At 72.3% G+C, this 25,005-nt stretch carries 25 protein-coding genes; 7 read left to right on the top strand and 18 right to left on the bottom strand.

Annotated features, from left to right (window positions below; all coding sequences use genetic code 11):
* The first annotated feature begins 54 nt into the window (after positions 1-54).
* The 3 genes from DI005_RS28010 to DI005_RS28000 are packed head-to-tail and all read left to right on the top strand — an operon-like array spanning position 55 to position 2,992.
* Positions 55-1,101, top strand: coding sequence for an iron ABC transporter permease (locus DI005_RS28010; protein ID WP_113644124.1), 1,047 nt, complete (start codon positions 55-57; stop codon positions 1,099-1,101).
* Positions 1,098-2,189 (top strand): iron chelate uptake ABC transporter family permease subunit, encoded by a 1,092-nt coding sequence (locus tag DI005_RS28005; protein ID WP_228714134.1) that lies wholly within the window; start codon positions 1,098-1,100, stop codon positions 2,187-2,189. The genes DI005_RS28010 and DI005_RS28005 overlap by 4 nt, the downstream gene beginning before the upstream one ends.
* Positions 2,186-2,992 (top strand): ABC transporter ATP-binding protein, encoded by an 807-nt coding sequence (locus tag DI005_RS28000; protein WP_112273116.1) that lies wholly within the window; start codon positions 2,186-2,188, stop codon positions 2,990-2,992. The genes DI005_RS28005 and DI005_RS28000 overlap by 4 nt, the downstream gene beginning before the upstream one ends.
* A gap of 183 nt (positions 2,993-3,175) precedes the next feature.
* Here DI005_RS28000 and DI005_RS27995 read toward each other — a convergent pair whose 3' ends face one another.
* Genes DI005_RS27995 through DI005_RS27970 form a run of 6 tightly spaced genes read right to left on the bottom strand, consistent with a single transcriptional unit; the run spans position 3,176 to position 9,447 of the window.
* Positions 3,176-3,889, bottom strand: a complete 714-nt coding sequence (locus DI005_RS27995) for a GAF and ANTAR domain-containing protein (protein WP_112273117.1) — start codon at positions 3,887-3,889, stop codon at positions 3,176-3,178.
* A 10-nt stretch (positions 3,890-3,899) separates the two neighbouring features.
* The gene (locus tag DI005_RS27990) at positions 3,900-4,988 is read right to left on the bottom strand and encodes an acyl-CoA dehydrogenase family protein (RefSeq protein ID WP_113644123.1); all 1,089 of its coding nucleotides are present in this window, start codon (positions 4,986-4,988) and stop codon (positions 3,900-3,902) included.
* A complete protein-coding gene (locus DI005_RS27985; RefSeq protein WP_113644122.1) occupies positions 4,981-5,928 on the bottom strand; it encodes an acyl-CoA dehydrogenase family protein in 948 nt (315 codons plus the stop codon). Before DI005_RS27985 ends, DI005_RS27990 begins: the two co-directional genes overlap by 8 nt.
* The gene (locus tag DI005_RS27980) at positions 5,925-7,058 is read right to left on the bottom strand and encodes an acyl-CoA dehydrogenase family protein (RefSeq protein ID WP_113644121.1); all 1,134 of its coding nucleotides are present in this window, start codon (positions 7,056-7,058) and stop codon (positions 5,925-5,927) included. The genes DI005_RS27985 and DI005_RS27980 overlap by 4 nt, the downstream gene beginning before the upstream one ends.
* Positions 7,058-7,900, bottom strand: coding sequence for an enoyl-CoA hydratase (locus DI005_RS27975; protein ID WP_112273121.1), 843 nt, complete (start codon positions 7,898-7,900; stop codon positions 7,058-7,060). The genes DI005_RS27980 and DI005_RS27975 overlap by 1 nt, the downstream gene beginning before the upstream one ends.
* Positions 7,897-9,447 (bottom strand): FadD3 family acyl-CoA ligase, encoded by a 1,551-nt coding sequence (locus tag DI005_RS27970; protein WP_113644120.1) that lies wholly within the window; start codon positions 9,445-9,447, stop codon positions 7,897-7,899. The genes DI005_RS27975 and DI005_RS27970 overlap by 4 nt, the downstream gene beginning before the upstream one ends.
* A 72-nt stretch (positions 9,448-9,519) precedes the next feature.
* On the opposite strand from DI005_RS27970, the gene DI005_RS27965 reads away from it, so the two are divergent.
* Genes DI005_RS27965 through DI005_RS27955 form a run of 3 tightly spaced genes read left to right on the top strand, consistent with a single transcriptional unit; the run spans position 9,520 to position 12,593 of the window.
* Complete coding sequence (locus DI005_RS27965) at positions 9,520-10,665, top strand: acyl-CoA dehydrogenase family protein (RefSeq protein ID WP_170200600.1); 1,146 nt, start codon at positions 9,520-9,522, stop codon at positions 10,663-10,665.
* On the top strand, positions 10,662-11,432 hold the full coding sequence (locus tag DI005_RS27960; protein WP_113644119.1) for an SDR family oxidoreductase: 771 nt from the start codon (positions 10,662-10,664) through the stop codon (positions 11,430-11,432). The genes DI005_RS27965 and DI005_RS27960 overlap by 4 nt, the downstream gene beginning before the upstream one ends.
* A gap of 9 nt (positions 11,433-11,441) precedes the next feature.
* Entirely contained in the window at positions 11,442-12,593 is a 1,152-nt protein-coding gene (locus tag DI005_RS27955) for an acetyl-CoA C-acetyltransferase (RefSeq protein ID WP_113644118.1), read from the top strand.
* A gap of 304 nt (positions 12,594-12,897) precedes the next feature.
* Here DI005_RS27955 and DI005_RS27950 read toward each other — a convergent pair whose 3' ends face one another.
* From DI005_RS27950 to DI005_RS27920, 7 genes are all read right to left on the bottom strand, one after another.
* The gene (locus DI005_RS27950) at positions 12,898-13,959 is read right to left on the bottom strand and encodes a nitronate monooxygenase family protein (protein ID WP_113644138.1); all 1,062 of its coding nucleotides are present in this window, start codon (positions 13,957-13,959) and stop codon (positions 12,898-12,900) included.
* Positions 13,959-14,693, bottom strand: coding sequence for a CoA-transferase subunit beta (locus DI005_RS27945; RefSeq protein WP_113644117.1), 735 nt, complete (start codon positions 14,691-14,693; stop codon positions 13,959-13,961). The genes DI005_RS27950 and DI005_RS27945 overlap by 1 nt, the downstream gene beginning before the upstream one ends.
* Positions 14,690-15,553, bottom strand: a complete 864-nt coding sequence (locus DI005_RS27940; RefSeq protein WP_113644116.1) for a CoA transferase subunit A — start codon at positions 15,551-15,553, stop codon at positions 14,690-14,692. Before DI005_RS27940 ends, DI005_RS27945 begins: the two co-directional genes overlap by 4 nt.
* The gene (locus DI005_RS27935) at positions 15,553-16,302 is read right to left on the bottom strand and encodes an enoyl-CoA hydratase family protein (protein WP_112273129.1); all 750 of its coding nucleotides are present in this window, start codon (positions 16,300-16,302) and stop codon (positions 15,553-15,555) included. Before DI005_RS27935 ends, DI005_RS27940 begins: the two co-directional genes overlap by 1 nt.
* Positions 16,302-17,213: an SDR family oxidoreductase gene (locus DI005_RS27930; protein ID WP_113644115.1), complete on the bottom strand. Its 912-nt coding sequence runs from the start codon at positions 17,211-17,213 to the stop codon at positions 16,302-16,304. The genes DI005_RS27935 and DI005_RS27930 overlap by 1 nt, the downstream gene beginning before the upstream one ends.
* Positions 17,210-17,977 carry an SDR family oxidoreductase gene (locus tag DI005_RS27925; RefSeq protein WP_113644137.1) on the bottom strand — a complete coding sequence of 256 codons (768 nt, stop codon included), beginning with the start codon at positions 17,975-17,977 and terminating at the stop codon, positions 17,210-17,212. Before DI005_RS27925 ends, DI005_RS27930 begins: the two co-directional genes overlap by 4 nt.
* An 85-nt stretch (positions 17,978-18,062) precedes the next feature.
* Positions 18,063-18,983: an SDR family NAD(P)-dependent oxidoreductase gene (locus DI005_RS27920; protein ID WP_113644114.1), complete on the bottom strand. Its 921-nt coding sequence runs from the start codon at positions 18,981-18,983 to the stop codon at positions 18,063-18,065.
* Positions 18,984-19,064: 81 nt separating this feature from the next.
* On the opposite strand from DI005_RS27920, the gene DI005_RS27915 reads away from it, so the two are divergent.
* Complete coding sequence (locus tag DI005_RS27915) at positions 19,065-19,646, top strand: TetR/AcrR family transcriptional regulator (RefSeq protein WP_112273134.1); 582 nt, start codon at positions 19,065-19,067, stop codon at positions 19,644-19,646.
* On the opposite strand, the gene DI005_RS27910 is transcribed toward DI005_RS27915, so the two are convergent.
* The 5 genes from DI005_RS27910 to DI005_RS27890 all read right to left on the bottom strand — a co-directional run bounded on the left by DI005_RS27910 (position 19,633) and on the right by DI005_RS27890 (position 24,932).
* Positions 19,633-20,430 (bottom strand): DeoR/GlpR family DNA-binding transcription regulator, encoded by a 798-nt coding sequence (locus DI005_RS27910; protein WP_112273136.1) that lies wholly within the window; start codon positions 20,428-20,430, stop codon positions 19,633-19,635. The genes DI005_RS27915 and DI005_RS27910 overlap by 14 nt on opposite strands.
* A gap of 9 nt (positions 20,431-20,439) precedes the next feature.
* On the bottom strand, positions 20,440-21,480 hold the full coding sequence (pdxA, locus tag DI005_RS27905; RefSeq protein WP_113644113.1) for a 4-hydroxythreonine-4-phosphate dehydrogenase PdxA: 1,041 nt from the start codon (positions 21,478-21,480) through the stop codon (positions 20,440-20,442).
* Positions 21,477-22,742 carry a four-carbon acid sugar kinase family protein gene (locus tag DI005_RS27900; protein ID WP_233520336.1) on the bottom strand — a complete coding sequence of 422 codons (1,266 nt, stop codon included), beginning with the start codon at positions 22,740-22,742 and terminating at the stop codon, positions 21,477-21,479. Before DI005_RS27900 ends, pdxA begins: the two co-directional genes overlap by 4 nt.
* Complete coding sequence (locus tag DI005_RS27895; RefSeq protein WP_199543264.1) at positions 22,739-24,190, bottom strand: GntP family permease; 1,452 nt, start codon at positions 24,188-24,190, stop codon at positions 22,739-22,741. Before DI005_RS27895 ends, DI005_RS27900 begins: the two co-directional genes overlap by 4 nt.
* 97 nt (positions 24,191-24,287) lie before the next feature.
* A complete protein-coding gene (locus tag DI005_RS27890; protein WP_113644135.1) occupies positions 24,288-24,932 on the bottom strand; it encodes an endonuclease in 645 nt (214 codons plus the stop codon).
* Positions 24,933-25,005 lie beyond the last annotated feature (73 nt).

The following is a 25,005-nucleotide window of genomic DNA, read 5'->3' as shown; positions in this document are numbered from 1 at the left end:
GATGACAGAGGCGCCGGGCAAAAGACTTCGTAACGTGGATGACAAGGAGCCGTCATGGCAACGCCCCTCGCGACACGGCCCGCCACCGTGCGCGACGGCGGCGGTCGCACCCGAAGGCGCCGGATCGCCGGACTGGCCGTGCTCGTCGTGCTGCTCGCCGTGGTGTCCGCGCTGAGCTTCGTCTTCGGGGCGCACCCCGTGCCGCTCGACGCGGTGTGGCACGCGCTCACCAGTCCAACCGGATCCGAGTACGACATCATCGTCCGGTCCCTGCGCGGCCCGCGCACGCTGATCGGCATCCTCGCCGGGATCGCGCTCGGCGTCGGCGGAGCACTCATGCAGGGCCACACGCGCAACCCCATCGCCGATCCCGGCCTGCTCGGCGTCAACCAGGGCGCGGCGTTCGCGATCGTGCTCGCCGCGGTGGTGTTCGGCATCCAGGGCATCCACGGCCTCATCTGGTTCGGCTTCGCGGGTGCGCTGCTCGCCGCGGTGGTGGTGTTCCTGCTCGGCGCGACCGGCGGACGCGGCTCGACGCCGGTGACGCTCGCACTCGCGGGCGCCGCGGTGAGCGCCCTGCTCTACGGCCTCATCTCGGCGATCGTGCTCGGCGACCGGCAGGGCATGGAGACATACCGGTTCTGGCACGTCGGCTCGATCGCGGGCCGGGACTTCGCCGTGGCAGGGCAGATCGCGCCGTTCCTGCTGGTGGGCGTGCTGCTCGCGCTCGCCAACACTCCGGGGCTCAACGCGCTCTCGCTGGGTGACGACGTGGCGACGGCGCTGGGCCGCGACATCCGCCGGACCCGCATCCTCGGTGTCCTCGCCATCACGCTGCTGGTGGGCGCTGCCGTGTCGGCATGCGGACCGATCGCGTTCGTCGGGCTGATCGTGCCGCATGTGGCCAGGGCGATCACCGGCCCCGACTACCGCTGGCTGGTGCCGTTCGCGGGCCTCATCGGGGCGATCCTCGTGCTCACCGCCGACGTCCTCGGACGGGTCCTCACCGGCGACAGCCTCGAGGTGGGCATCATGCTCGCGATCGTGGGCGCGCCGATGTTCATCGCGCTGGTGCGGAGGAAAGGCCTGGCACGACTGTGAAAACCGTTCATGACGTCGTCCATGATGTCGCGGCGGCGCCCGGCCGCAAGGCGCTGCGGCTGGGCCCGCTCGCCTGGACGTTCCGGCCGAGGATCGTGCTCGTGCCCTTGGCCGGCGCCGCGCTGCTCGTCCTGGTCGCGGCGCTCAACATCGGCAAGGGCAGCGCGCACCTCGAGGTCCTCGACGTGCTGCGCACGTTGCTCGGCGGTGGCGACCGCCGCGAGAACGGGATCATCTTCGACCTGCGGCTGCCGCGCACGCTCGCCGGCGTGCTCGTCGGCGCGGCCTTCGGGCTCGCGGGCGCGGTCTTCCAGACGATCGCGCGCAACCCGCTGGCCAGCCCCGACATCCTCGGCATCACGTGGGGTGCGGGCGTCGGCGCGGTCGCGCTGATCGTCGCGGGCGGGACCCGGGGGCAGGTCAGCGGCGTGGTGGCCGAGCTGGGCGTGCCGCTCGCAGCCCTCGGGGCGGGGCTGGTGGCCGGGCTGCTGCTCTACGCGCTGTCGTGGCGGCGCGGCATCGACGGCCACCGCATGGTGCTCATCGGCATCGGTCTGTCCGCGATCGGCTACAACGCCGTGTACTGGTTGCTCACGGTCGGCGACGTCGACGACGCCACGCGCGCGACGACGTGGCTCGTCGGCAACCTCGCCGGCGTCGGCTGGGAGTCCATCGGCCCCGTCGCGATCGCGCTCGCCGTGCTCGTCCCGGCGACGCTCGTCTGCGCGCACACGATGGGCGGCCTGCAGTTCGGCGACGACACGGCACGCGGGCTCGGCATCCGCGTGGACGCCGCGCGGGGCACGCTGCTGCTGCTCGCCGCGGGGCTCGCCGCCGTGGCGACCGCCGCGGCCGGCCCGATCACGTTCGTCGCGCTGGCGAGCCCGCAGATCGCCCTGCGGCTGGCCCGCACCCCTCGCCCGCCGCTCGTCGGCTCGATGGTGCTGGGCGCGCTGCTCACCGTCGGAGCCGACCTCGCGCTGCGGACGTTCGCCCCCGACCTGCCCGTCGGCGTGCTGACCTCGGTGCTCGGCGCGCCGTACCTGATCTACCTGTTCGTCCGCTCTCGCAAAGGGGTTCGCGCGTGACCGAGGTACGGCTACGGGCCGAGGGAGTTCGGCTCGGCTACGGCGACCGCGTGGTGGTCGACGATCTCGACCTCGACGTGGTCGACGGCTCCATCACGGTGATCATCGGGCCCAACGGCTGCGGCAAGTCCACGCTGCTGCGCGCACTGGGCAGGCTGCTCGCGCCGCGCTCGGGTGCCGTGCTGCTCGACGGCAAGCGCATCGACCGGCTGCCGACCAAGGAGGTCGCGACGGTCGTCGGGCTGCTGCCACAGGCGCCGAGCGCGCCCGAGGGGCTCACCGTCGCCGACCTGGTGTCGCGAGGCCGCCAGCCGCACCAGCGGTGGTACCGGCAGTGGTCGGCCGGAGACGAGGAGGCCGTGTCGCGCGCGCTGTCGCTGACGGGCATGGACGTCCACGCGGAGCGCGTGGTCGACGAGCTTTCCGGTGGGCAGCGCCAGCGCGCGTGGATCTCGATGACGCTCGCGCAGGACACCTCGCTGCTGCTGCTCGACGAGCCGATCACCTACCTCGACCTGGCCCACCAGGTGGACGTGCTCGACCTCGTGCACCGGCTGCACACCGAGCGCGGCACCACGGTGGTCATGGTGCTGCACGACCTCAACCTCGCGGCGCGCTACGCCGACACGCTCGTGGCCATGCGGGAGGGCCGGATCGTCGCGCAGGGCCCGCCCTCGGAGGTGCTGTCCGAGCAGCTGCTGTCCGACGTGTTCGACCTCGACGCGAAGGTGCTGCCAGACCCGGTCGCGGGCACCCCGCTCGTAGTGCCCGTGAGCGCCCACCTGAGCCCCGACCGAGGCTGAGGTTCAGCACCGGCACCCGCAGTGAAGGCCACCATGCCTGCGTTCAACGCAGTGAAGGCCACCATGCCTGCGTTCACCCGTCTCCCACCGCCGCCCAAGCGGAGACACTGCGCGCCGCTACGCCTGATTCCACGCGGTGAAGGTGACCTTCGCTGCGGCTGAGGCTGCAGTTGCGGGAACGGGTCAGCGGCCGCTGGAGCTTTCGTTGACCAGCCATTCGGCGGCGTCGCGGAGTTTGATGTTCGCGTGCTGTGAGGCCTGGACGAGCAGCTCGAACGCGCGGTCGGGGCCCACGCCGTGGCGCTGCATGAGGATGCCCTTGGCCATGCCGATGACGTCGCGCGTGCGCAGGGCGTTCTGCAGCTGTTCGAGCCCGCGCGACCCGGCGAGCGCGATCGCGGCGTGCGCGGCGAACAGCTCGCCGACACGCTCGGCCTCCGCGTCGAACGCGCCCGGCACCGACGAGTACAGGTTCAGCGCTCCGATCACCGTCTTGCTGGTGAAGAGACGGAAGCACAGCATCGAACGGATGCCTGCGCCCGTGGCGCGCTCGGCGAACCTCGGCCAGCGGTCGTCCCGCACGAGGTCGCCGGTGCGGTAGACGGGGCCGTCGAGGATCGCGTCGACGCACGGCCCCTCACGCAACTCGTGCTGCCACTGGTCGAGCTTGGCGACCAGGTCGTTGGAGGGTGCCACGGACCGCATCTCGCCGCGTTCGACGAAGGAGATCCCTGCCTGCTCCGCCCCGGGCACGGTCAGTGCCGTTGCCGCCACGATCTGCTCGACGGTGCGCTCGACGTCGGGTTCCGGCTCGAGCGACCGGGCGATCTTGCTCAGGACGCCGGCCAGCCCCTCGGGTTCTCCAGGGCCCGCCACGGGCGTCAGCTCGTCGGTCATTCCGCCAGCATCACACACCGCCACCCGGAACGCCGCAAACCGCGAGCGCCGCGACGTGCGCATCGGGATCGCCGAAAAGCCGCGCGCTGCCGTGCGCCCTCCGGAAATACAGGTGCGCGTCGTGCTCCCAGGTGATGGCGATGCCGCCGTGCAACTGGATCATCTCGGCGGCGATGTGCCGCAGGGCCTCCGAACAGACGACCTTCGCGACCGCGGCGTCGAGCGGCAGCTCCGCGGCGTCGTCGACGGCGGAGCGCACGGCCGCGTGCACGGCCGACCGCGCCTCCTCCAACCGGACGAACGCGTCTGCCATGCGGTGCTTGAGCGCCTGGAACCCGCCGATGGGCCTGCCGAACTGGTGCCGTTGCAGGCTGTACTCGACGGTGGCCTCGAGCGCCCGCTCCGCCGCCCCGGCCTGTTCCGCGGCGAGCGCGACGAGAGCGACATCCCGGACGTGTCGCAGGCACGGCGTGTAGTCACCCCGGTCAAGGCGGCGGGCTGGCACTCCGGCGAGGTCCACGGTGGCAAGCCTGCGGGCGGGGTCCAGCGACGGGGTGTGCTCACGCCGCACCCCGGCGGCGGCGGTGTCCACCTCGAACAGTCCGGTTCCCTCGCCCGTGCGGGCTGCGACGAGCAGCACGTCGGCGAGATCCCCGTCGAGCACGTAGGAGGCCGTTCCGGTGAGGGTGGAGCCGTCGGCCTGCACGGCGGGCTGTTCGGGAGACCAGTTGCCCTCCGGCCCGCTCCAGGCGAGCGCGGCGATGCGGCTGCCCTCCGCGATGCCGGGCAGCAGCCGCGCGCACGCGTCGGTGTCGCCCGTCGCGAGCAGCGCCTGTGCCGCGAGCACGGCGGAGCCGAACAGCGGGCACGGTGTCAATGTGCGGCCGAGCTCGTGGAGCACGACGCACGACTCGGCGAGCGTCGCGCCGACGCCGCCGTAGCGCTCGGGCACGGCCAGTGCCGCGACGCCGATCTGGCCGGCCAGTACCGACCACAGCTCGTGGTCGTAGCCGAGCCGGGTCTCCACGGCCGTCCTCGGCTCGGAGCGTTTGGCGAGCAGTCCGCGCACGGCCTCCCGCAGCGCCGTCGTCTCATCCATCGCGCACATCCAGCCCGGCGAGCACGCGCGCCCGATGCCAGGCCGCCCCGCCCCACGCCCCGGTCAGCGCCCGCACCCGGGTGAGCCACAGGCCCAGGTCGTGCTCGGCGGTGTAGCCGATGGCGCCGTGCACCTGCAGTGCCGTGCGGGCGGCAAGGTAGGCGGCCTCGCCCGCTGCGACCTTGGCGGCGGACACGTCGCACGCGGTCATGGTGACCGCGGCGCCGTGCACGAGCGGCCGCGCGAGCTCCAGCCGCGTCGCCACGTCGGCGAGCAGGTGTTTCACGGCCTGGAACGAGCCGATGGCCCTGCCGTACTGTTCGCGCTGCCTGGCGTACGCGCTCGCCTGCTCCAGCAGCCACCGCCCGGCGCCGGCGAGCTGCGCGGACACGGCGAGCAGGCCCAGCTCGAACGCCTCCCCGGGTGCGTCTCCGAGCGCCTCGCCAGCTCGCACCCGGAACAGCCGCCGGGCGGCGTCCACCGACCGCACGGGTCCCGCCACGCTGCGGGCCCGCTCCACGCCGCCGTCGCGCACGCGCAGCACGAGCCCCGCGACATCGGCGTCGAGCGCGTACGGCACGAGCGGCGGCGAGGCCACGGTGGCGAGCAGTTCGCCGGAGGCGAGCGCGGGCAGCGACTCCCGCGGCGCGAGGCGCGGCGCCACCGCGACCGACTCGACGAGCGGCCCCGGCACGGCGTGGTAGCCGAGCACCTCGAACGCCACCACCAGGTCGGCGGCCGAGGCACCGAGCCCGCCGTCGCGCTCAGGCACGAGCAGTGCGGGCACGCCGAGGTCGGCCAGGTCGCGCCAGATCTTGAGGCCGGGCTCATGTCTGCCCTCGCCCCACTCGCGGACGGCAGCGGGCGTGTCTGCTCCGGCCAGCACGTCGTGCAGGCTCTCGGCGAACTGCTTCTGCTCCGCGGTGGGGGCGAATCTCATCGGGCCTCCCTCGGCAGGCCGAGCAGGCGTTCGGCGATCGTGTTGCGCTGGATCTGGTCGGTGCCGCCGTAGATCGGGCCCGCGAGTGAGAACAGGTAGCCGTCGGTCCACGGCCCGGCGACCTCGCCCTCGGGACCGAGCAGGTCGAGCGCGGTCTCGTGCAGCGCGACGTCGAGGTGTGACCAGAACAGCTTGTTGACACTGGACTCCGGGCCGAGGCCGCCGCCCTCGGCGAGCCTGGTGACCGTGCCGTACGTGTAGAGCTGGTAGGCCCGCGCGCCGATCCACGCGTCGGCGACCCGCTCCGCGACGGCCGCGGGTTCGCCCTGCTCCCGCCACAGCGTCACGAGCCGGTCCGCGGCGGCGAGAAAGCGGCCGGGGCTGCGCAGCGACAGGCCGCGCTCGTTGTTGGCCGTGGTCATCGCCACCCGCCAGCCCTCGCCGGGCTCGCCGATCACGTCGGCGTCGGGCACGAACACGTTGTCCAGGAAGATCTCCGCGAACCCCGGCTCGCCGTCGAGCTGCGGGATCGGCCGCACCGTCACACCCTCGGCGCGCAGGTCGAACATGAGGTAGGTGAGCCCGCGATGCCGCTGCGACTCCGGATCGCTGCGGAACAGCCCGAAGGCCCGGTCGGCGAAAGCGGCCCGCGAGCTCCACGTCTTCGCGCCCGAGGCCAGCCAGCCGCCGTCGGTGCGCACCGCCCGGCTGCGCAGCGCGGCGATGTCGCTGCCGGCCTCTGGCTCCGACCACGCCTGCGCCCACACCTGCTCGCCGCGTGCCATGGGCGGCAGGATCCGGTCGCGCTGCTCCTGGGTGCCGTGGGCGAACAACGTGGGGGCGAGCATGAAGATCCCGTTCTGTCCGACCCGGCCGGGCGCGCCGGCCGCGTAGTACTCCTCCTCGAACAGCAGCCACTGCAGCAGGGACGCGTCGCGGCCCGTGTACTCGCGCGGCCACGACACCACGGACAGGCGCGCGTCCGCGAGCTTCGCCTCCCACTCGCGGTGCTGGGCGAAGCCCTCCGCGGTGTCCATCGAGGACAGTGCGGGCCGCGGCACGTGCTCGGCGAGCCACTCCCGCACCTCGTCTCGGAAGGCCGCAGACGCCCCGTCGATGTCGAGGTCCACTAGCGGGTCCCGTTCCCGTCCCGCATCGACCGCGCCGTCTGCCCGCCGAGCGAGTCGGCCGAGGTCTCCGCGTTGTGGGCGTGCGCGAAGTGGTGCAGGCCGAAAACCGAGTCCATTCCGGACCGCAGGCCCATCAGGTCCTCGGCCTGGTTCACCGCCTTCTTCGCCAGCGCCAGCCCAAACGACGGCATCGCGGCGATCTTCCCGGCCAGCTCCAGCGTGCGCTGCCCCAGCTCCGCGCGCGGCACCACCCTGCTCACCATGCCCCACTCCTTCGCCTGGTGGACATCGAAGCGCTCGCCGGTGAACAACACCTCCTTGGCCGCCCTCGGCCCGAGCACCCACGGGTGCGCGAAGTACTCGACTCCGGGGATTCCCATGCGCACCACCGGATCGGCGAAGAACGCGTCGTCGGCGGCCACGATGAGGTCGCACACCCAGGCGAGCATGAGCCCGCCCGCGATGCACGCGCCCTGCACCGACGCGATCATCGGCTTGGGGATCTCCCGCCACCGGCGGCACATGCCCAGGTACACCTCGGACTCGCGGGCGAACCGCCGGTCGCCGCCCTCGCGGGTGGTGTGGTCCCACCACACCACCGCCCTGCGGTCGAAGGACTCGTCGGCATCCCGGCCGGGAGAGCCGATGTCGTGGCCCGCCGAGAAGTGCTTGCCCTCGCCCGCGAGGACGATCACCGTCACGTCGGGGTCGTCCACCGCGCGCGTGAACGCGTCGTCGAGCGCGTAGGTCATCGCCGAGTTCTGCGCGTTGCGGTACTCGGGGCGGTTCATCGTCACGAGCGCCACCCCGTCGCGGCGCTCGTAGCGGACCACGTCCGTCATGCGTCCTCCTTACCCAGCAGGCGTTTCAGCACCTTGCCCGAGGCGTTGCGCGGCAGCTCGGGTACGAACTCCACCGAGCGGGGCCGCTTGTAGTTGGCGAGGCGTTCCCGGCAGAACGCGAGCACGTCGTCCTCGGTGAGCTGCCCGCCGGAGACGACGAACGCCCTGCCCACCTCGCCGAGCCGCCCGTCCGGCACGCCGACGACGGCGATGTCCTCGACGCCGTCGAGCTGCCGGAGCGCCTGCTCGACCTCGGCCGGGTAGACGTTGAAACCGCCGCAGATGTACATGTCCTTGAGCCGGTCGGTGATCGTCAGGTTTCCGTCGGCGTCGAGCGCGCCGACGTCGCCCGTGTGCAGCCAGCCGTCGGCGTCGATCGCCTGTGCCGTGGCGTCGGGGTCGTCGAGGTAGCCGAGCATCACGTTCGGGCCGCGCAGCAGGATCTCGCCGGATCCGGCGATCGCGACCTCGAACCCCGCGGTGGCCCGGCCCGATGTGCGCGCCACGGTGTCCGGGTCGTCGCCGGGCCTGCACATCGTGGCCACCACGGCCTCGGTGAGCCCGTACGCGGTGAGCACGGTGCGGAAGCCGAGTTCGTCGCGCATGCGCTCGACGAGCGTCACCGGCACCGTGGCGGCTCCGGTGACCGCGAGCCGCAGGGACGAGAGGTCCCGGCCCGGCGCCTCGGGCAGCAGGCTCTGGAAGATCGTCGGCGCGCCGGGCAGCACCGACACCCGCTCCGCCTCGACGAGGTCGAGCAGCGACCCCGTGTCGAACACGGCCTGCGGTAGCAGCGTCGCCCCGGTGAGCAGGCTGACGAGGATGCCGGCCTTGTAGCCGAAGCTGTGGAAGAAGGGGTTCACCACGAGGTAGCGGTCGGTCTCGGTCACCTCGCCGCACTCGGCCCACGCCTGTGCCACGGCGAGCGCCTGCCGGTGTGCGGACTGCACGCCCTTGCTGCGGCCCGTGGTGCCCGAGGTGAAGAGGATGTCGCTCACGTCGTTCGGCGACACCGCGTCGGCACGCGCCTCGACCTTGGTCAGCGGCACGCGCTCGGCGACGTCGGGCAGGTCGGGCCAGTCGAGGACTCCCTCGGCCGGGGCGAGCGGGCCGGGCACCGGGACGCGGATGACCGTGCCGAGGTCGGGCAGGCCCTCCTCCCCGGAGGCCTCGCGGATCCCGGCGAGCCGGTCGGTGCCGAGGAAGTCGCCCGCGACCACCAGCGCACGGGCGCGGCTGCGGCGCAGCAGGTCGACCGTCTCGGCCCCGGTGAACCGGGTGTTGACGGGTACGAGCGTCGCGCCCGCGTAGTGGGCGCCGACCGCGGCCACGATCCAGTGGTGGGTGTTGGGCGAGTTGATCGCCACGCGGTCGCCCGCCCGGACACCTCCGGCGGCGAACACTCGCGCCAGCATTCGAACATGTTCTAGAAGTTCGGCGAACGTCAACCGCACGTCGCCGTCCACCACGGCCTCACGGGATCCGAACAGCTGCGCCGCAGCCCTGACCGCACCGGGGATCGACCGCGCGATGTGCGTCTCTGCCATCTCGCTCCCTCACTGGACGCGAAATCTAGAACGTGTTCTCATTATGCCAGTGAACCGTAGCAGGAGGTGAGGGTGAAGGACCACGAGCTGTTCCGCCGTGAGGTGGCGGACTGGCTGGCCGAGAACCTCACCGGCGAGTTCGCCGGGCTGCGCGGGCTCGGCGGCCCCGGCCGCGAGCACGAGGCGTTCGACCTGCGCCTGGCCTGGGAACGGCACCTCGCCGCGTCCGGCTGGACGTGCGTCGGCTGGCCGCGCGAGTTCGGCGGGCGCGGGCTGAGCCTCGAGGAGCAGGTGATCTTCCACGAGGAGTACGCGGCCTCCGGCGCCCCCGCGCGCGTCGGCCACCTCGGCGAACAGCTGCTCGGGCCAACGCTCATCGCACTCGGTACGCCCGAGCAGCGGCAGCGGTTCCTGCCGAAGATCGTGGCCGTCGAGGAACTGTGGTGCCAGGGCTACTCCGAGCCCGGCGCGGGCTCGGACCTGGCGGCGGTGTCGACGTCGGCTCGGCTCGACGGCGACACGTGGGTGGTGAGCGGGCAGAAGATCTGGACCTCCCTCGCCCACGTCGCCGACTGGTGCTTCGTGCTGGCCCGGACCGAACCGGGCTCGCGGCGGCACGCGGGGCTGTCGTACCTGCTTGTGCCGCTGCGGCAGGACGGCGTCACCGTACGGCCCATCCGGCAGCTCACCGGGACCTCGGAGTTCAACGAGGTGTTCTTCGACGGCGCGCGCACACCCGCGTCGATGGTGGTGGGCGAGCCCGGCGACGGCTGGCGCGTCGCGATGGCGACTCTGGGCTTCGAACGCGGCGTGTCCACGCTCGGCCAGCAGATCGGCTTCCGGCGCGAGCTGGAGGGCGTGATCGAGCAGGCCAGGCGCACGGGCACGATCGACGACCCCGTGCTGCGGGCGGACCTCACGCGCGCGTGGATCGGCCTGCGCGTGCTGCGCGCCCACGCGCTGCGCACGCTCGGCGATGAGGCGGGTCCCGAGGTGGCCGTGGGCAAGCTGCTGTGGGCGCAGTGGCACCGCCGCCTCGGCGAGCTGGCCATGCGCGCGCGGGGCGCGCGGTCGCTGACCCACGACGGCGAGCCCGACGAGTGGCAGCGGTTGTTCCTGTTCTCCCGCGCCGACACCATCTACGGCGGCTCCGACGAGATCGAGCGCAACATCATCGCCGAGCGCGTGCTCGGCCTGCCGAAGGAGGCGCGCGCGTGATACCCGAGTACCCACCGGGCCGGGATCTGCTGGCGGGCAAGGTCGTGGTGGTCACGGCCGCCGCGGGCACCGGCATCGGCTCCGCCGTCGCGCGGCGCGCGCTCGAGGAGGGCGCGTCCGTGGTCGTGAGCGACTGGCACGAACGGCGGCTCGACGCCACGGCCGCCGAGCTGGCCGAGCTCGGCAAGGTGCACGCGATCCCCTGCGACGTCACCGACGAAGCGCAGGTCCAGTCCCTCGTGGACGGTTCTTGCGACCAGTTCGGACGGATCGACGTGCTGGTGAACAACGCCGGGCTCGGCGGCACGAAGTCCATTCTGGACATGACCGACGAGGAGTGGTCTCGGGTGCTGGACGTGACGCTGGGCGGCACGTTCCGCTGCACCAGAGCGGCACTGCGCCGGTTCGTCCAGCAGGGCGGCGGTGGCGTGATCGTCAACAACGCGTCGGTGGTGGGCTGGCGCGCACAGGCGGGTCAGGCGCACTACGCGGCGGCCAAGGCGGGCGTCATGGCGCTCACGCGATGTGCCGCGATCGACGCCGCAGAGCACGGGATCCGCGTCAACGCCGTCGCCCCGAGCCTCGCGATGCATCCGTTCCTCGCCAAGGTCACCAGCGACGAGCTGCTCGAGCAGCTCGAGCGGCGTGAGGCTTTCGGGCGCGCCGCTCAGCCGTGGGAGGTCGCCAACGTCATGGTCTTCCTCGCCAGCGACTACGCCAGCTACCTCACCGGCGAGACCGTCTCCGTGTCCAGCCAGCACCCCTAGGAGTTCTTCGTGGCCGAGGCCTACCTCATCGACGCGCTGCGCACACCCGTCGGCAAGCGGGGCGGCGCGCTGTCCACAGTGCACTCGGCGGATCTCGCCGCGCACGTGATCGGCGCGGTCGTCGAGCGCAGCGGCGTCGATCCCACGCTCGTGGACGACGTGATCCTCGGCTGCACCGACACGCTCGGTCCGCAGGCGGGCAACATCGCGCGCACGGCGTGGCTCGCGGCGGGGCTGCCCGACCACGTGCCCGGCGTGACCGTGGACCGGCAGTGCGGGTCGTCGCAACAGGCGGTGCACTTCGCGGCGCAAGCGGTGCTGTCGGGAACCGCGGACGCCGTGGTCGCGGGCGGGGTGCAGAACATGAGCCGGATCCCGATCAGCGCGGCGATGCTGGCCGGGCGCGAGTACGGGTTCGACGACCCGTTCTCCGGGTCGAAGGGCTGGCAGGAGCGTTACGGCAGCGCGGAGGTGTCGCAGTTCCGCAGCGCGGACATGATCGCCGGACACTGGGACATCACGCGCGAGGACATGGAGGCGTACGCCTACCGCAGTCACCAGCGGGCGCTCACGGCCGTCGAGGAGGGCCGGTTCGAGCGCGAGATCGTGGCCTTCGCGGGGTTCGCCGTCGACGAGGGCCCTCGTCCCGACACGACGCCGGAGAAGATGGCCGGGCTGAAGCCGTTGAGCGAGGGCTCGCGGCTCACGGCGGCCGTGGCGAGCCAGATCTCCGACGCGGCGAGCGCGGTGCTGCTGGCGTCGGAGCCGTTCGTGAACGAGCACGGACTGAAGCCCAGGGCGCGGATCCACCACATCTCGGTGCGCGCCGCCGATCCGGTGTGGATGCTGACCGGTCCCATTCCCGCGACCGCCCACGCGCTGCGCAAAACGGGGCTGACCATCGACGACATCGACCTCTTCGAGGTCAACGAGGCGTTCGCGAGCGTGGTGCTGGCCTGGCTCGACGAGACCGGAGCCGATCCGGACCGCGTCAACGTCAACGGCGGCGCGATCGCTCTCGGTCATCCCATCGGGGCGACCGGTACGAAGCTGCTGGCGACCCTGCTGAACGAGCTGGAGCGCACCGGTGGCCGTTACGGCCTGCAGACCATGTGCGAGGGCGGCGGCACCGCGAACGTAACCATCATCGAACGCCTCTGACGCTCGCGAGTCCCCCGCTCCCGCCCGCGAGTTCTGCACTCGGGCACGCGAGTTCTGCACTCGGGCACGCGAGTTCTGCACTCGGGCACGCGAGTTGCCCGCTCCGGACGACGCGAGGTATCGCACTCGGCGGCTCCGCGGCGGCGACACGGACACGGGCACGCACGACTCGACGTCCGGAGCGGGCCACTCGACGTCCGGAACGGGCCACTCGCGGGCCGGAACGGGCCACTCGCGGGCCGGAACGGGCCACTCGACGTCCGGAACGGGCCACTCGCGGGCCGGAACGGGGGACTCGCGGGTGTCAGGGGGCGTCGGTCACCTGGGCCGGCAGGGCGCTCAGGATCGCTTCCGCGTCGGCCACCACGCGGTCGACCAGCTCGGCCACCGTGGGCAGGTCGTCGAGCAGGCCCACCACCTGGCCGGAGGCCAGCACACCCGCATCGGTCCGCCCTTCGACGAGCCCCGAGCGCAGCAGCATCGGGGTGTTCGCGGCCATCACCACCTGGCTCCACGTCAGCTCGTTTCCGCGCTTCATCGCCAGCCCCTCGCGGACCATCGCCGACAACGAGAGCCCCGTCAGCGCCCGAAAACGCAACGCGTTGCGCAGCGCCTGCCCGAGAGCGCGCAACCGGCCCGCCGACTCCAGCCGCTCCACCAGCTCGGTCCGCAGGACGCGGTGCGGCAGGCCGTCGACCCGCTTCGTCACCACGGTGCCGGCGAGGCCCTGCCCGAGGTAGTACCGCTTGACGTCGTCGGGCACCGTGCTGTCCTTCGTCAGCAGGAACCGGGTGCCCATCGCCACCCCGGCGGCCCCGTACGCCAGCGCCGCCGCGAGCCCGCGCCCGTCGAAGAACCCGCCGGCCGCCACCACGGGGATGTCCACGGCGTCGAGCACCGACGGCAGCAGCAGCGTCGTCGCCACCGCTCCCGTGTGCCCACCGCCCTCGCCGCCCTGCACGATCACGGCGTCGGCACCCCACCCGGCGACCTTCTCCGCGTGCCGCGCCGCACCGACCGAGGGGATCACGACGGCGCCGTTGTCCTTCAGCTTGGCGATCAGCTCCTTGCGCGGCGCCAGCGCGAACGACGCCACGCGCACACCCTCGGCGATCAGCAGGTCCACGCGCTCGCCCGCGTCGTCGGCGTCGGCCCGCAGGTTGACGCCGAAGGGGTTCGCGGTGCGCTTCTTGGTCTCGGCGATCGCAGCGGCCAGCTCGTCGTAGGTCATCGTCGCCGACGCGAGGATGCCGAGTCCCCCCGCCTCGGCCGTCGCCGACACGAGCCGGGGACCGGCCACCCAGCCCATCCCCGTCTGCACCACGGGATGCCGCACGCCCACCAGGCGCGTCAGCGCGGTCTCGATCACGATCGGACTTCCCGGTCCCGCGACCCCGATGGGTCGAGCACCTCGCGAATCAGCCGCAGCTCCTCGGCGGAAGGCGACCGGGTCACGCCCGCGCCGTCCAGCTCGATCTCGAACGACGTCGCCTCCACCACCTCGGCGGCCTCGACGCCGGGATGCAGCGACACCGCGCGCATCCCGTGGTCCTGCCCGCCGAAGTCGAACACGCCCAGGTTGGTCACCACGCGGTGCACGTCGTGGAACCGCTGCGCCGAAGGGCCCGCCTTCGCGGCGTTGTCGTACCCGACCCCGGACACGACGTCCACGGACGGGACGAACACGCGCCTGCTGTGCCGGGGAACCCAGTAGCTGGTGCGGTGGTTGACGGTGTTGCCGGGCGCGCCGCGAACTCCGAGCAGCTGCTTGACGGGCCGCTCGTGGTCGCCGATCGCGGAGATGTTCTGGTTGCCGTACCGGTCGATCTGGTTGGCGCCCATCACGACGTGCCGCCGTCCGTGCGGCACGATCATCTCCAGCATCTTGCGGAACGGCTGCCAGCCCTCCACCGCGCCGCCCGCGTCGAGCAGGTACGCCTCGCCGTCGGAGAGCAGCAGGTCGGGCTCGAACGTCAGCCTGGCCAGCCGCGCGCCGATCGAGGGCACCAGGCCCATCGGGCTCACCAGCAGCTCACCGTCGCCGCGGAACAGCTCCGCGACCGCGACGATCGCCACCTCGGCCCTGCTCGCGTCGTTCACTTCGCCTCCTCCGAGAACCGTGCGACCTCTTTCTGGTACGCCCGCTCGTCCCCGGACAGGAAGCGGTCGGCGAAGCCGGGCCAGCGGTCGGGGTCCTTGGCGCATTCGGCGTAGTGCCGCTGGAACGCCTCGTCGCGGCCGTAGTCGGGCACGGCAGTGGTGAAGTGGGCTCCGCGCGGCGCCTCGACCACGGCGTCCACAGTGGACCGATTGAGAAGCAGTGACTGCACGGGCCCCTCGTCCAGGAGGTCACCGGTTTCCACCACCTTCTCCACCGACACGATCCGCTGTTTCGCGGCGAGGCAGAAGAGGTCGTCGAAGTACGGGTCGGGGCCGAGGTACTGCGCGTTGCCGCGCGCGTCGGCGCGGTTGAGGTGCACGAACGCGACGTCGAGCTCCTGCGCGGGCACGGCGACCAGCTCCTCGCCGTCGGCGTAGGGCGAACGCACGGTCCGCAGGCCGGGGTTGACGCGCAGGACGTCGGAGCCGAGTCCGGCGCGCGTCGGCAGGAACGGCAACCGCTGCGCGGCCGCCGACAGCGCCGCGGCGAACATGCCCTCGTCGTACTCGGTCACCTCAACGGCCCCGGACTCGCGCACGCGCCCGAACCACGGGTCGAACGGGATGGAGTCGAGGGTCACGAAGCCGAACACGACCCGCCGCAGCTTGCCGGCCGAGGCCAGCAGGCCGATGTCGGGCCCGCCGTAGGACACCACGGTGAGGTCCTTCACCGGCGAGCGCAGGATCGCGCGCACCAGCGACATCGGCTTGCGCCGGGAGCCCCAGCCGCCGATGCCGATCGTCATGCCGTCTTCCAGCCCGGCGACGACCTCGTCGGCGGTGGCAGTCTTGTCGGCCATCACGTGTCCTTGTCGTCCAGGAACTTCTGGCGCGCCTCGTCGGAGGCGCCCAGCAGGTTCAGCTCGAAGGTGAAACCCTGCTCGAAGCGGTAGCTGCGGTGCACGTCCTGCGGGTCGATGCCGTTCAGCGCCTCCTTGGCGGCCCTGATCACCCGCGTGTCCTTCTTCGCGATGTCGCGGGCCACGTCCAGCGCGGCCTCGTCGAGGTCGGCGCGCGGCACCACCCGGTACACCGAGCCGTAGCCGTGCAGCTGCCCCGCGCTGACCGTGCGGGCCGTGAAGTACAGCGTGCGCAACAGGTGCGGCGGCACGAGCCGCGCGAGGTGGGTGGCCGCGCCGAGCGCGCCGCGCTCCACCTCCGGCACGCCGAACGTCGCGTCGTCTGAGGCCACCACCACGTCGGCGTTGCCGACGAGCCCGATCCCTCCGCCGAGGCAGAAGCCGTGCACCGCGGCGATCACCGGCACCGCGCAGTCGTACACCGCGCCGAACGCCGCGTAGCAGCCGCGGTTGGCGCCCACCAGCGCCTCGTAGCCGGTGCTGCGCTGGATCTCCTTGATGTCCACCCCGGCGTTGAACCCCCGGCCCTCGGCGCGCAGCACCACCGCGTGCACGTCGGGGTCCCTGCCCGCGGTCTCGATCGCGTCCGCGAGGTCGAACCAGCCCCGCACGGGCAGCGCGTTGACGGGCGGGAAGTCGACGGTGACCACCTCGATGTGGCTCTCGGGCCTGCTGGTGACGATGCCCATCAGCGCGCCCCGTAGACCGGCTCGGGTTCGGGTGCACGCTCCAGCAGCCTGGCGACGACCGGCCCCAGCTCGGCCGGTTGCCAGCGGGCGCCCTTGTTCTCGGCGGGACCGTGCCGCCAGCCCTGCGCCAGCGACACCTGACCGCCCTCGACCTCGAACACGCGGCCCGTCACCTCAGCGGACTCCTCGCTGCCGAGCCACACCACGAGCGGCGAGACGTTCTCGGGCGCCATCACGTCGAAGCCGTCTTCCGGCGCGGCCATCATCTCGGCGAACACCTCCTCGGTCATGCGGGTGCGGGCCGAGGGGGCGATGGCGTTGACGGTCACGCCGTAGCGAGCCAGCTCCTCGGCCGCCACCACGGTGAGCCCCGCGATCCCGGCCTTGGCGGCCACGTAGTTGCCCTGCCCGACGCTGCCGAGCAGGCCCGCGCCCGAGCTGGTGTTGATCACACGCGCGCTCGGTTTCCGGCCCGCCTTCGCCTCGGCCCGCCAGTGCGCCGCCGCGTGCCGCAGCGTCGCGAAGTGCCCCTTCAGGTGCACCCGGATGACGGCGTCCCACTCGTCCTCGGCGAGGTTGACGAGCATCCGGTCGCGCACCACACCGGCGTTGTTCACGAGCACGTCCAGCCGTCCGAAGTGTTCGAGCGCGGAGCCGATCAGCCGCTGCGCTCCCGCGAAGTCGGCCACGTCGTCGGTGTTGGCCACGGCCTTGCCGCCGAGCGCCTCGATCTCGGCGACGACGTCGGCGGCCGGACCCTCGGCGGTGGCCGAGCCGTCGAGCGCAACGCCGACGTCGTTGACCACCACCTGCGCGCCCTCGGCCGCGAACGCGAGCGCGTGCGCGCGGCCGATGCCCCGCCCGGCTCCGGTGACGATCACGACCCGGCCCTGACACAGTCCACTGCTCATTCGTGCTCCCCGTGGTTGACGTCGGTGGCGGCGAGGAAAGCGGGCAGCTCGCCACCGCCGTGGACGAGCAGCGTGGCGCCGCTGACGTAGGAGGCCAGCGGAGAGGCGAGGAACAGCGCGCAGTTGCCGATCTCCTCGGGCTCGGCGAGCCTGCCGAGCGGCACCGTCTTGCCGACGGCCGCGACCGCCGCCTCGCTGCCGTAGTGCAGCTCGCCGCTCTCGGTGCGGACCATGCCGACGTCGAGCGCGTTCACACGCACCTTCGGCGCCCATTCGACGGCGAGACTGGCGGTGAGGTTGTCGAGCCCGGCCTTGGCGGCGCCGTAGGCGGCGGTGCCCGGCGACGGCCTGCGCCCGCTGACGCTGCTGATCATCACGATCGAGCCGCCGGAGTCCTGCCGCTGCATCACGGCGTTGGCGTGCTGCGCGACGAGCAACGGCGCCAGCAGGTTGAGCCGGATCACCTTGTCGTGGAAGCGGGGCGACGCCCCGGCGGCGGGCGCGTACGGCGCGCCGCCCGCGTTGTTGACGAGCACGTCGAGCCTGCCGTGCTCGTCGAGAACCTGTTGCAGCATGTGCTCGACCTGATCGGGCTCGCGCACGTCACAGCGGATGAACCCTGACTCGGCGTTCTCGGGCCGGTTGCGGGCGCAGGTGACCACGGTCGCGCCGTTCTCCCGGAAAACCTGGGCGATCCCCGCGCCGACCCCGCGGACGCCACCGGTCACCAGCACGACGGCACCGTCCTGCCGCACGTCCGGCACTGCCACGGCCACCTCCGCTCGTTCGCCTGCCCTCGAAACTAGAACACGTTCTCGAAATGGACAAGCGCCGGGGCGACCCGGGCCGCTACCGCACCTCGGCGGGCAGGCCGCACAGCTGTGCCGCCGCGGCCCACAGGTCCTCCTCCCTGGCCTCGTCGTAGGACTCCGGCGACGACGGCACGGCCTTGCCGCGGTCGAGGTAGGACCCGCTGGCCCCTGGCCGCGGTCCCATCGCGGTCTTGGCCAGCAGCCTGCCCGCCGCCACGGGTCCCATCGCGAACGGCGTCGCGCGTGCCAGCTGCAGCACCGTCCGCGCGGCGAACCGGCTCACCGGATCGGCGTCGCGCACGAGCCCCGTGCCCGGCACCAGTCCGGGGTTGTACGTGTAGCCGTCGACACCGTCCGGCAGGCGGCGCGCAAGCGCGTGCACCAGGTACAACACCGCGAGTTTGCTCGTCGCGTACGCCCGCCTGCCCTCGCGCACCGCGCCCGGCCTGGGCCGGGCCAGCTCGGCCACCGTCGTCCACCTCGGTGCCGGGATCAGCCCGCCGCTGTGTTTGAAGTCGCCGAAGTGCACGTCGCTGCCCACCACGACGATCCGCGAGCCTCGCTCGAACCGGTCGAACAGCAGCCGCAGCAACAGGTAGTTCGCGAGCACGTTGACGCCGAACGTGGCCTCGAACCCGTCCTTTGTCGCCCGCGTCGTCGAGACCATCTGCAGGCCGGCGTTGCCGAGGAAACCGGTCAGCGGCGGCAGTTCCCCGACGTCGATCCTCCGCTCGATCTCCTGGACCGCCTTGCGGATGTCGGCGAACGAAGCCAGATCGGCGGAGACGGTGGAAACGTTGCGGTTTCCGGTCTTGCCGGCCAGCTCCGTGGCGAGGCGGTCGCCGTTCGCACCGCGCACGGTCAGCAGGAGGTGCTGGTCCGGGTGATCTCGCAGCAGCTGCTCGGCGGCCTCCCGGCCCAGGCCCCGGCTCGCGCCGGTCATCAGCAGAGTTCCCATGTCTCCCTCTCAGCGGAATTCCGTTCCATTTGGAACTGAGTACCACTATAGACACGGTACCGCCCACGTACAATGACGGCCATGTCCGACCGGGTCCCGTTGCGCGAGCGCAAACAGCAACGCGTGCGGGAGCAGATCATCAAGGCCGCGTTCGAGCTGTTCGCCGAGCGCGGCTACGCACACGTCACCGTCGCCGACATCGCCGAGCGCGCCGAGGTCGGCCGCACGACGTTCTTCCGGTACTTCGGCGACAAGCAGGAGGTCGTGTTCTACGAGGAGCAGGCCATCCTCGACGGCATCATCGAGCGCCACGGCGCGCTGACGCCGGAGCGGCCCACGCTCGCCGAGGCGGTCGAGCACCTCCGCGCGGCCACCGTGGCGATCTGTGAGGACGTGACGAGCGACGCCGAGCACTACCTCACGTACCTCCGGCTCGTGAACGAGACGCCCGAGCTACGGGACCGGAGCACGCGTAAGTTCGCGCTCTACACCGGCACGCTGACCGAGAACCTGCGCGAGCGGGGCGCCACGGAGCTCGTCGCCACGCTCGCGCCCCAGCTCGCACTCGCCTGCTTCAACGCGGCCGTCCAGCTCGCCGGCGACGACCCGGAGGCGCTGCCGCGCGCGGTCGACGCCGCGTTCGACGAGCTCACGGCTCGCTGACCGCACCGGAGGCACGCACGGGGAGCAGGGCACAGCCCGGCACGGACTCGAACGGCTCCAGCGCGGCCGGATCGCCGTCGTCCACGATCACCGTGTGCTCGCGGTCCATCGGGGCCCAGTACGAGAACGGCGAGCTGTCCAGTTTGGAGTGATCGACGAGCACATAGGACTCTCGCCCGGCGTGTAGCATCGCGTGCTTGAGCTGTGCCTGCTCCAGCGTCGGCGCGCACAGCCCGCGCCGCGCGGTCAGCCCGTCCGCGCCGAGGAACACGCGATCCGGCGTGATGTGCCTCAGCTGCTGCTCGACGGTCGGGCCGAGGATGGCCTCGTTGGGGTGCCGCAGCCGCCCGCCGAGCACCACCACGTCGATGTCGGGGCTGTCGGCGAGCGCGAGCAGCACCGTGAGCCCGTTGGTCACCACGGTGAGGCCCGACCGGCCGGCCAGGTGGTGCGCGAGCCGCCCCGTGGTGGTGCCCGCGTCGAGCAGCACCACCTCGCCGTCGCGCACCAGCCCGGCGGCGGCCCTCGCGACCGCGTTCTTCTCCTCGGCGTGGCTCGCGTCCTTCTCCCGCAGGGTGCGCTCGACGCTGGGGCCGGTGTCGAGCGCGCCGCCGTAGGTGCGGACGACGTGCCCCTCCCTGGCCAGCTCGGTCAGGTCACGCCGGATCGTCGACGACGACACCCCGAACTGCTCGGCCAGCGCCTGGATGCTGCTGTCGCCACCGCGCACGGCGGCGAGCAGCATCGTGCGCCGCTGGGTCGTCGTCTGCCGGGGAACGGTCACGCCGGAACTCTACGACGCCGTCGGCGGGTAGACGTCCCGCAGTTTGCCCGCGAACGGCGCCAGCTCGACGGCCGCGCGGAACGCCGCGCGCATCGTGCCCGCGTCGGCCTGCCCGGTGCCCGCGATGTCGAACGCCGTGCCGTGGTCGACCGACGTCCGAAGGATCGGCAGCCCGACCGTCACCGACACCGTCCCGTGGAAGTCCACCGTCTTCGACGCGATGTGCCCCTGGTCGTGGTAGAGCGAGAGCACGCCGTCGAAGCGGCCCTCCAGGCCCTGGTGGAACACCGAGTCGGCGGGAATCGGCCCCACGACGTCGAGACCGGCCTCCCGCGCGGCCTCCACGGCGGGCGCGATCGCGACGATCTCCTCGTCACCGAACTTGCCGTTCTCCCCGCCGTGCGGGTTGAGCGCGGCGACGGCGAGCTTCGGCTCGCTGGTGCCGAACACCTCCAGCGCCGTGTACGCCTCGCGGATCGAGTGCTCGATGTTCGGCTTGGTGATCCGGTCGAGCGCTTCTCGCAGCGAGAGGTGCCGCGTGGCGAAGAAGATCTTCAGGCCGCGCACCCAGAACATCGTGTTGAAGCGTTCCGACCCGGTCAGCTCGCCGAGCATCTCCGTGTGCCCCAGGTGCTTCGACCCGGCGGCCCAGATGGCCTCCTTGTTGATCGGCGAGGTCACCACGGCGTCGACCTCGCCCGCGAGCGCGGCCTTGGTCGCGGTCTCGATCGCGGCCACGGCCGAACGGCCCGCCGTGCCGTCGACCTTGCCCCACGGCAGGTCGGTTGGCGCGATGCCGAGGTCGAGCACGTCGATCACGCCGGGCGTGAACCGAGCCTGCGACACCGACGAGATCGCGTTGACCTCCACGTCGAGCCCGCAGACGCCGATCGCCCTCCGCAGCACGGCCGCGTCGCCCACCGCCAGCGGGCGGGCCTGCTCGGTCGCCTCCTTGCCGGCGAGCGTGCGTGCGGTGATCTCCGGGCCGATGCCCACCGGATCACCGAGGGTGATGGCGAGGATGGGACGGTCGGTACTGGCTGCGGTCACTGCGCGGTTCCTCTCTCTCGTTGTGCGCTGACGCTGATCAGGTGCTCGACGCAGGCGAGCGCGGCGTCGCGGCCGCCGATCAGCCCGCCCTTCGTGGCGAAAGGCAGGCCGTCGTGCGGCCCCCCGACGAGCCTGCCCGCGACGGCGAGCGGCAGCACCTCGGCGTCGATGGCGAAGCCGTCGCTGGCGAGCGCGGCCGTGGTGGCCTCGGCCATGTCGCCGCCCGTCGCGTAGAGGCCGCCGAAGCGATGCTCGGTGAGCAGGATCGAGACGGCCTCGGCGAGCACCCTGGGAATGCGTTCCGCGGTCGCCGGGTCGATCAGCTCGCCAGGAGCGGGCTGGGACGTGCGGATTCCGGCCACCCGCACGCCCGGCCGCAGCAGCGCGGCGACGCGGTCGGCGATGGCACGGGCGTCGAGCCCGTCGAGCGCCACGTCCACGAACCGGGCACGCAGCACCTGCTCGAGCTCGAGCACCTGCTCCTGGGTGGTGCCGGTGATGCTCGCGACCACCGCGAGCACCGGAGGCAGCTCGTGCACGCCGGGACCGATGCCGAGCGCTGCCGTCAGCTGCACGGCGAAGGGTCCACTGTCGACGGAAACCCACCGGGTCCCGAGCTGTTGCTGGAGTTTCGCCGCCGCCTCGGCGATGATGCCGAGGTGCGCGTTGGTGGTGGCGTCGCACACGACGAGCGGCGCTTCGGTGGCCGCGAGTTCGCCGGCAAGAGTGTCCACACCGGACTCGACGACGTCGAGCGGGAGCTCGGCGATCGGCAGGTCGGTGCCCTGGCGCAGGATCGTCGCGACGCGGGAGGCCCTGACCGGGGTGAGCGGGTCGCGGGCGGCGGAGGTCTCGGCGAGCGGAACACCGTCGACCAGGTGCAGTCCGCCGACCGTCGTGCGGCCTGCGTCGGGGAAGGCCGGCACCACGAGCGCTCGCGTGCCCGGCTCCAGCACGCCGAGCAGCGCGTCGACCTCGGCGCCCACGTTGCCGCGCAGGGTGGTGTCCACGCGCTTGGCGATGAAGTCCACCGGCGTCACCGCGCCGACGGCCTCGCGCACGAGCTCCCTGGCCCGGTCGGCGGGGTACTGCCGCGTGCCGAGGTTGAGCACCACCACGTCGGCGCCCTCGGCGCACGGCACCCGCTCGACGCCGCTCACCGACACCGTGCGCAGGCCGGCGCGCGCGAACCGGGCACCGGTCGCGTTGCTGCCGGTGAGATCGTCGCCGATCACCAGCACGTGGGCCTTCACCGCGTTCACAACACCGCCCCTGCGAGCAGGACCAGCGGCAGCGAACCGAGCCACACCGCGGTGGTGATGCCGGACCAGCCGCGGATCGCCGCCGCGCCGTCGAGACCAGTGAACCGCGTGACGACCCAGAAATACGAGTCGTTGAAGTAACTGAACACCATCGAACCCGCGCAGCAGGCGATGGCGGCGGCCAGCGGCGACACCCCGAGCCCGGCCACGAGCGGAGCCGTGACCGACGCCGCCGTGATCATCGCGACGGTGCCGGAGCCCTGCGCGAGCCGCACCAGTGTGGCGATCAGGAACGGCACGAGCACGCCGGGCAGGCTCCACGACGCGATGGTCTCCGCCAGCGCGTCGCCGACCCCGGTGTCGCGCAGGACCTGGCCGAACGCTCCACCCGCACCGGTGATGAGGATGATGAGCCCCGCCGACGACGCCGCCTGCGAGAGCCAGCCAGCCACCTGGTTCCGCGTCGTCACCCGCGGCAGCAGGACGTAGACCGCGAGCACGAGCCCGATCAGCAGCGCCACCACGGGGCTGCCGACGAACGACAGCACGGCGGCGACGCTTGACGGCTCGTAGTCGTCACCGCTGAGCACGCCCTTGGCACTGCGGTCGACCGCCTCGGTGACGGTGTTGGCCACGATCAGCAGCAGCGGGACGAGCAGGGGCAGGGCTGCCAGCCACGCGGACATGCGCTTCGGCGCGGGCTCCTCGCCGTCCTCCCTCTCGCCGTCCTCGCTCTCACCGGTGCCGCCGTCGCCCGCGGACCCGCCCGTGACCACGGCGCTGCGCGAGGTGGCAGAGCCGTAGACCTCGGCCTTGACGTTCGGCAGCACGTGCTCCTCGAGCCGCGGCCCCATCCACTTCGCGTAGAACACCAACAACGGCAGCAGCACGACGGAGAAGATCACTCCGGCGAGGATCATGCCGCCCACGTCGGCGCCGAGGATGCCCGCGACGCCGAGCGGACCGGGTGTCGGCGGCACGAGGTGGTGGGTGAGCGTCATCCCGCAGCCGAGCGCGAGGGCCAGCGTCACGTACCCCGCCCGCTTGCGCCGCGCGATCGAGCGCGCGAGCGGGTTCATGATCACGTAGCCGGAGTCGCAGAACACCGGGATCGACACGAGCGCGCCCGTGCCCGCCATCGCCCACGGCTCCCGGCCCCTGCCGAGCGCCCGCACGAAGGCCCTGGCCAGCGCGTCGGCCGCGCCGGAGACCTCCAGGATCTTGCCGACCCCCACCCCGAGGCCGATGACGATGCCGATGGCCCCCATCGTCGAGCCGAACCCGTCGGTGATCGACCCCAGGATGTCCGTCACCGGCGCGCCCGCGACGAACCCGGTGAGCAGCGCCGCGATGAGCAGCGCGACGAAAGCGTCCAGCCGGGTGCGCAGCACGATCAGCACGATGGCGCCGATCCCCAGTACGAGCGCAGCCAGCAGCTGAAGATCCACGGTGATCCTCCTTGGCGTTGAACGGAGCCGTCATCATGCCCCGAAGTAGTCGCTCAGAACAAGCACCTTGGAGGAAAAAGTTGGAAATACTGCGCAACTAGTCCTTGGTCACCTGGTCGGCCAGCCTCTTGTCGAGGCTGACCCGCACCAGCGCGGCCGAGAACCGTGCGAGGTCGTCGTCCGGCACGAGTTTCGCCAGCTCGGAGGCGTTCTCGGGCAGGCCGACCCGCCCAGCACCGGACGTCGCCTTGCGGTCGAGGTACGGGCGCAGCTCGGGCCACACCTGCTGGGCCTCGCGGCAGAAGATGTCGGCGCCGACGGCACCGAGCCTGGGCAGTTCGCACAGCAAGTTGCGCAGTTCGCCAACATCGCCGGACGCCCGCTCCCGTAACCGCCGCAGGTCGCCCCGGTACTCGTCGAGCAACAGCCGCGCACCCTCTCCGAGCGCGGTGGCCGTGCTCTCGTCGTAGCGGACGTAGTGCGCGCGGCCGAGCGCGTCCACCCGCTCCTGCCACGACGTGTCCAACATCCTCCTCGGCGTCCCCGCGCCCGCCTTGACCAGCTCGCGCGCGGCGGCGACGGCGAGGTCGGCCTTGATGCGGGTGGACAGCAGCACGGAGAGCACCAGCAGCCGGTACAGCGGGGCCGGGGTGTCCGCGAGCTTGATGCCCGCCTCGCTCGCGTAGGTCCTCCCCGCCACGTCCAGCAGCCGCTTGGCGACGCGCTCTGGCTCCCTGCTCATCCCACCCGCGTACCCGGGCGCCCGGGCCGCAACACCGGCGAGATGAACGATCATGGTTCCCTGAGTGACGTCG

This window comes from Prauserella sp. PE36, assembly GCF_003311655.1.
Taxonomy (GTDB): domain Bacteria; phylum Actinomycetota; class Actinomycetes; order Mycobacteriales; family Pseudonocardiaceae; genus Prauserella_A; species Prauserella_A endophytica.
Note: the sequence above shows the minus strand (reverse complement) of the source record. Positions and strands in the feature narration are given on the sequence as shown.

Bases quoted from the DNA above. Each gene is read 5' to 3' on its own strand.
- DI005_RS27920 (WP_113644114.1), bottom strand. From the start codon at position 18,983: ATGGGAACTCTGCTGATGACCGGCGCGAGCCGGGGCCTGGGCCGGGAG.
- DI005_RS27995 (WP_112273117.1), bottom strand. From the start codon at position 3,889: ATGACCGACGAGCTGACGCCCGTGGCGGGCCCTGGAGAACCCGAGGGG.
- DI005_RS28010 (WP_113644124.1), top strand. From the start codon at position 55: ATGGCAACGCCCCTCGCGACACGGCCCGCCACCGTGCGCGACGGCGGC.
- DI005_RS27975 (WP_112273121.1), bottom strand. From the start codon at position 7,900: ATGACGGACGTGGTCCGCTACGAGCGCCGCGACGGGGTGGCGCTCGTG.
- DI005_RS27940 (WP_113644116.1), bottom strand. From the start codon at position 15,553: ATGGCCGACAAGACTGCCACCGCCGACGAGGTCGTCGCCGGGCTGGAA.
- DI005_RS27915 (WP_112273134.1), top strand. From the start codon at position 19,065: ATGTCCGACCGGGTCCCGTTGCGCGAGCGCAAACAGCAACGCGTGCGG.
- DI005_RS27970 (WP_113644120.1), bottom strand. From the start codon at position 9,447: ATGGCAGAGACGCACATCGCGCGGTCGATCCCCGGTGCGGTCAGGGCT.
- DI005_RS27990 (WP_113644123.1), bottom strand. From the start codon at position 4,988: ATGGATGAGACGACGGCGCTGCGGGAGGCCGTGCGCGGACTGCTCGCC.
- DI005_RS27930 (WP_113644115.1), bottom strand. From the start codon at position 17,213: ATGAGCAGTGGACTGTGTCAGGGCCGGGTCGTGATCGTCACCGGAGCC.
- DI005_RS27935 (WP_112273129.1), bottom strand. From the start codon at position 16,302: ATGGGCATCGTCACCAGCAGGCCCGAGAGCCACATCGAGGTGGTCACC.
- DI005_RS27985 (WP_113644122.1), bottom strand. From the start codon at position 5,928: ATGAGATTCGCCCCCACCGCGGAGCAGAAGCAGTTCGCCGAGAGCCTG.
- DI005_RS27890 (WP_113644135.1), bottom strand. From the start codon at position 24,932: ATGAGCAGGGAGCCAGAGCGCGTCGCCAAGCGGCTGCTGGACGTGGCG.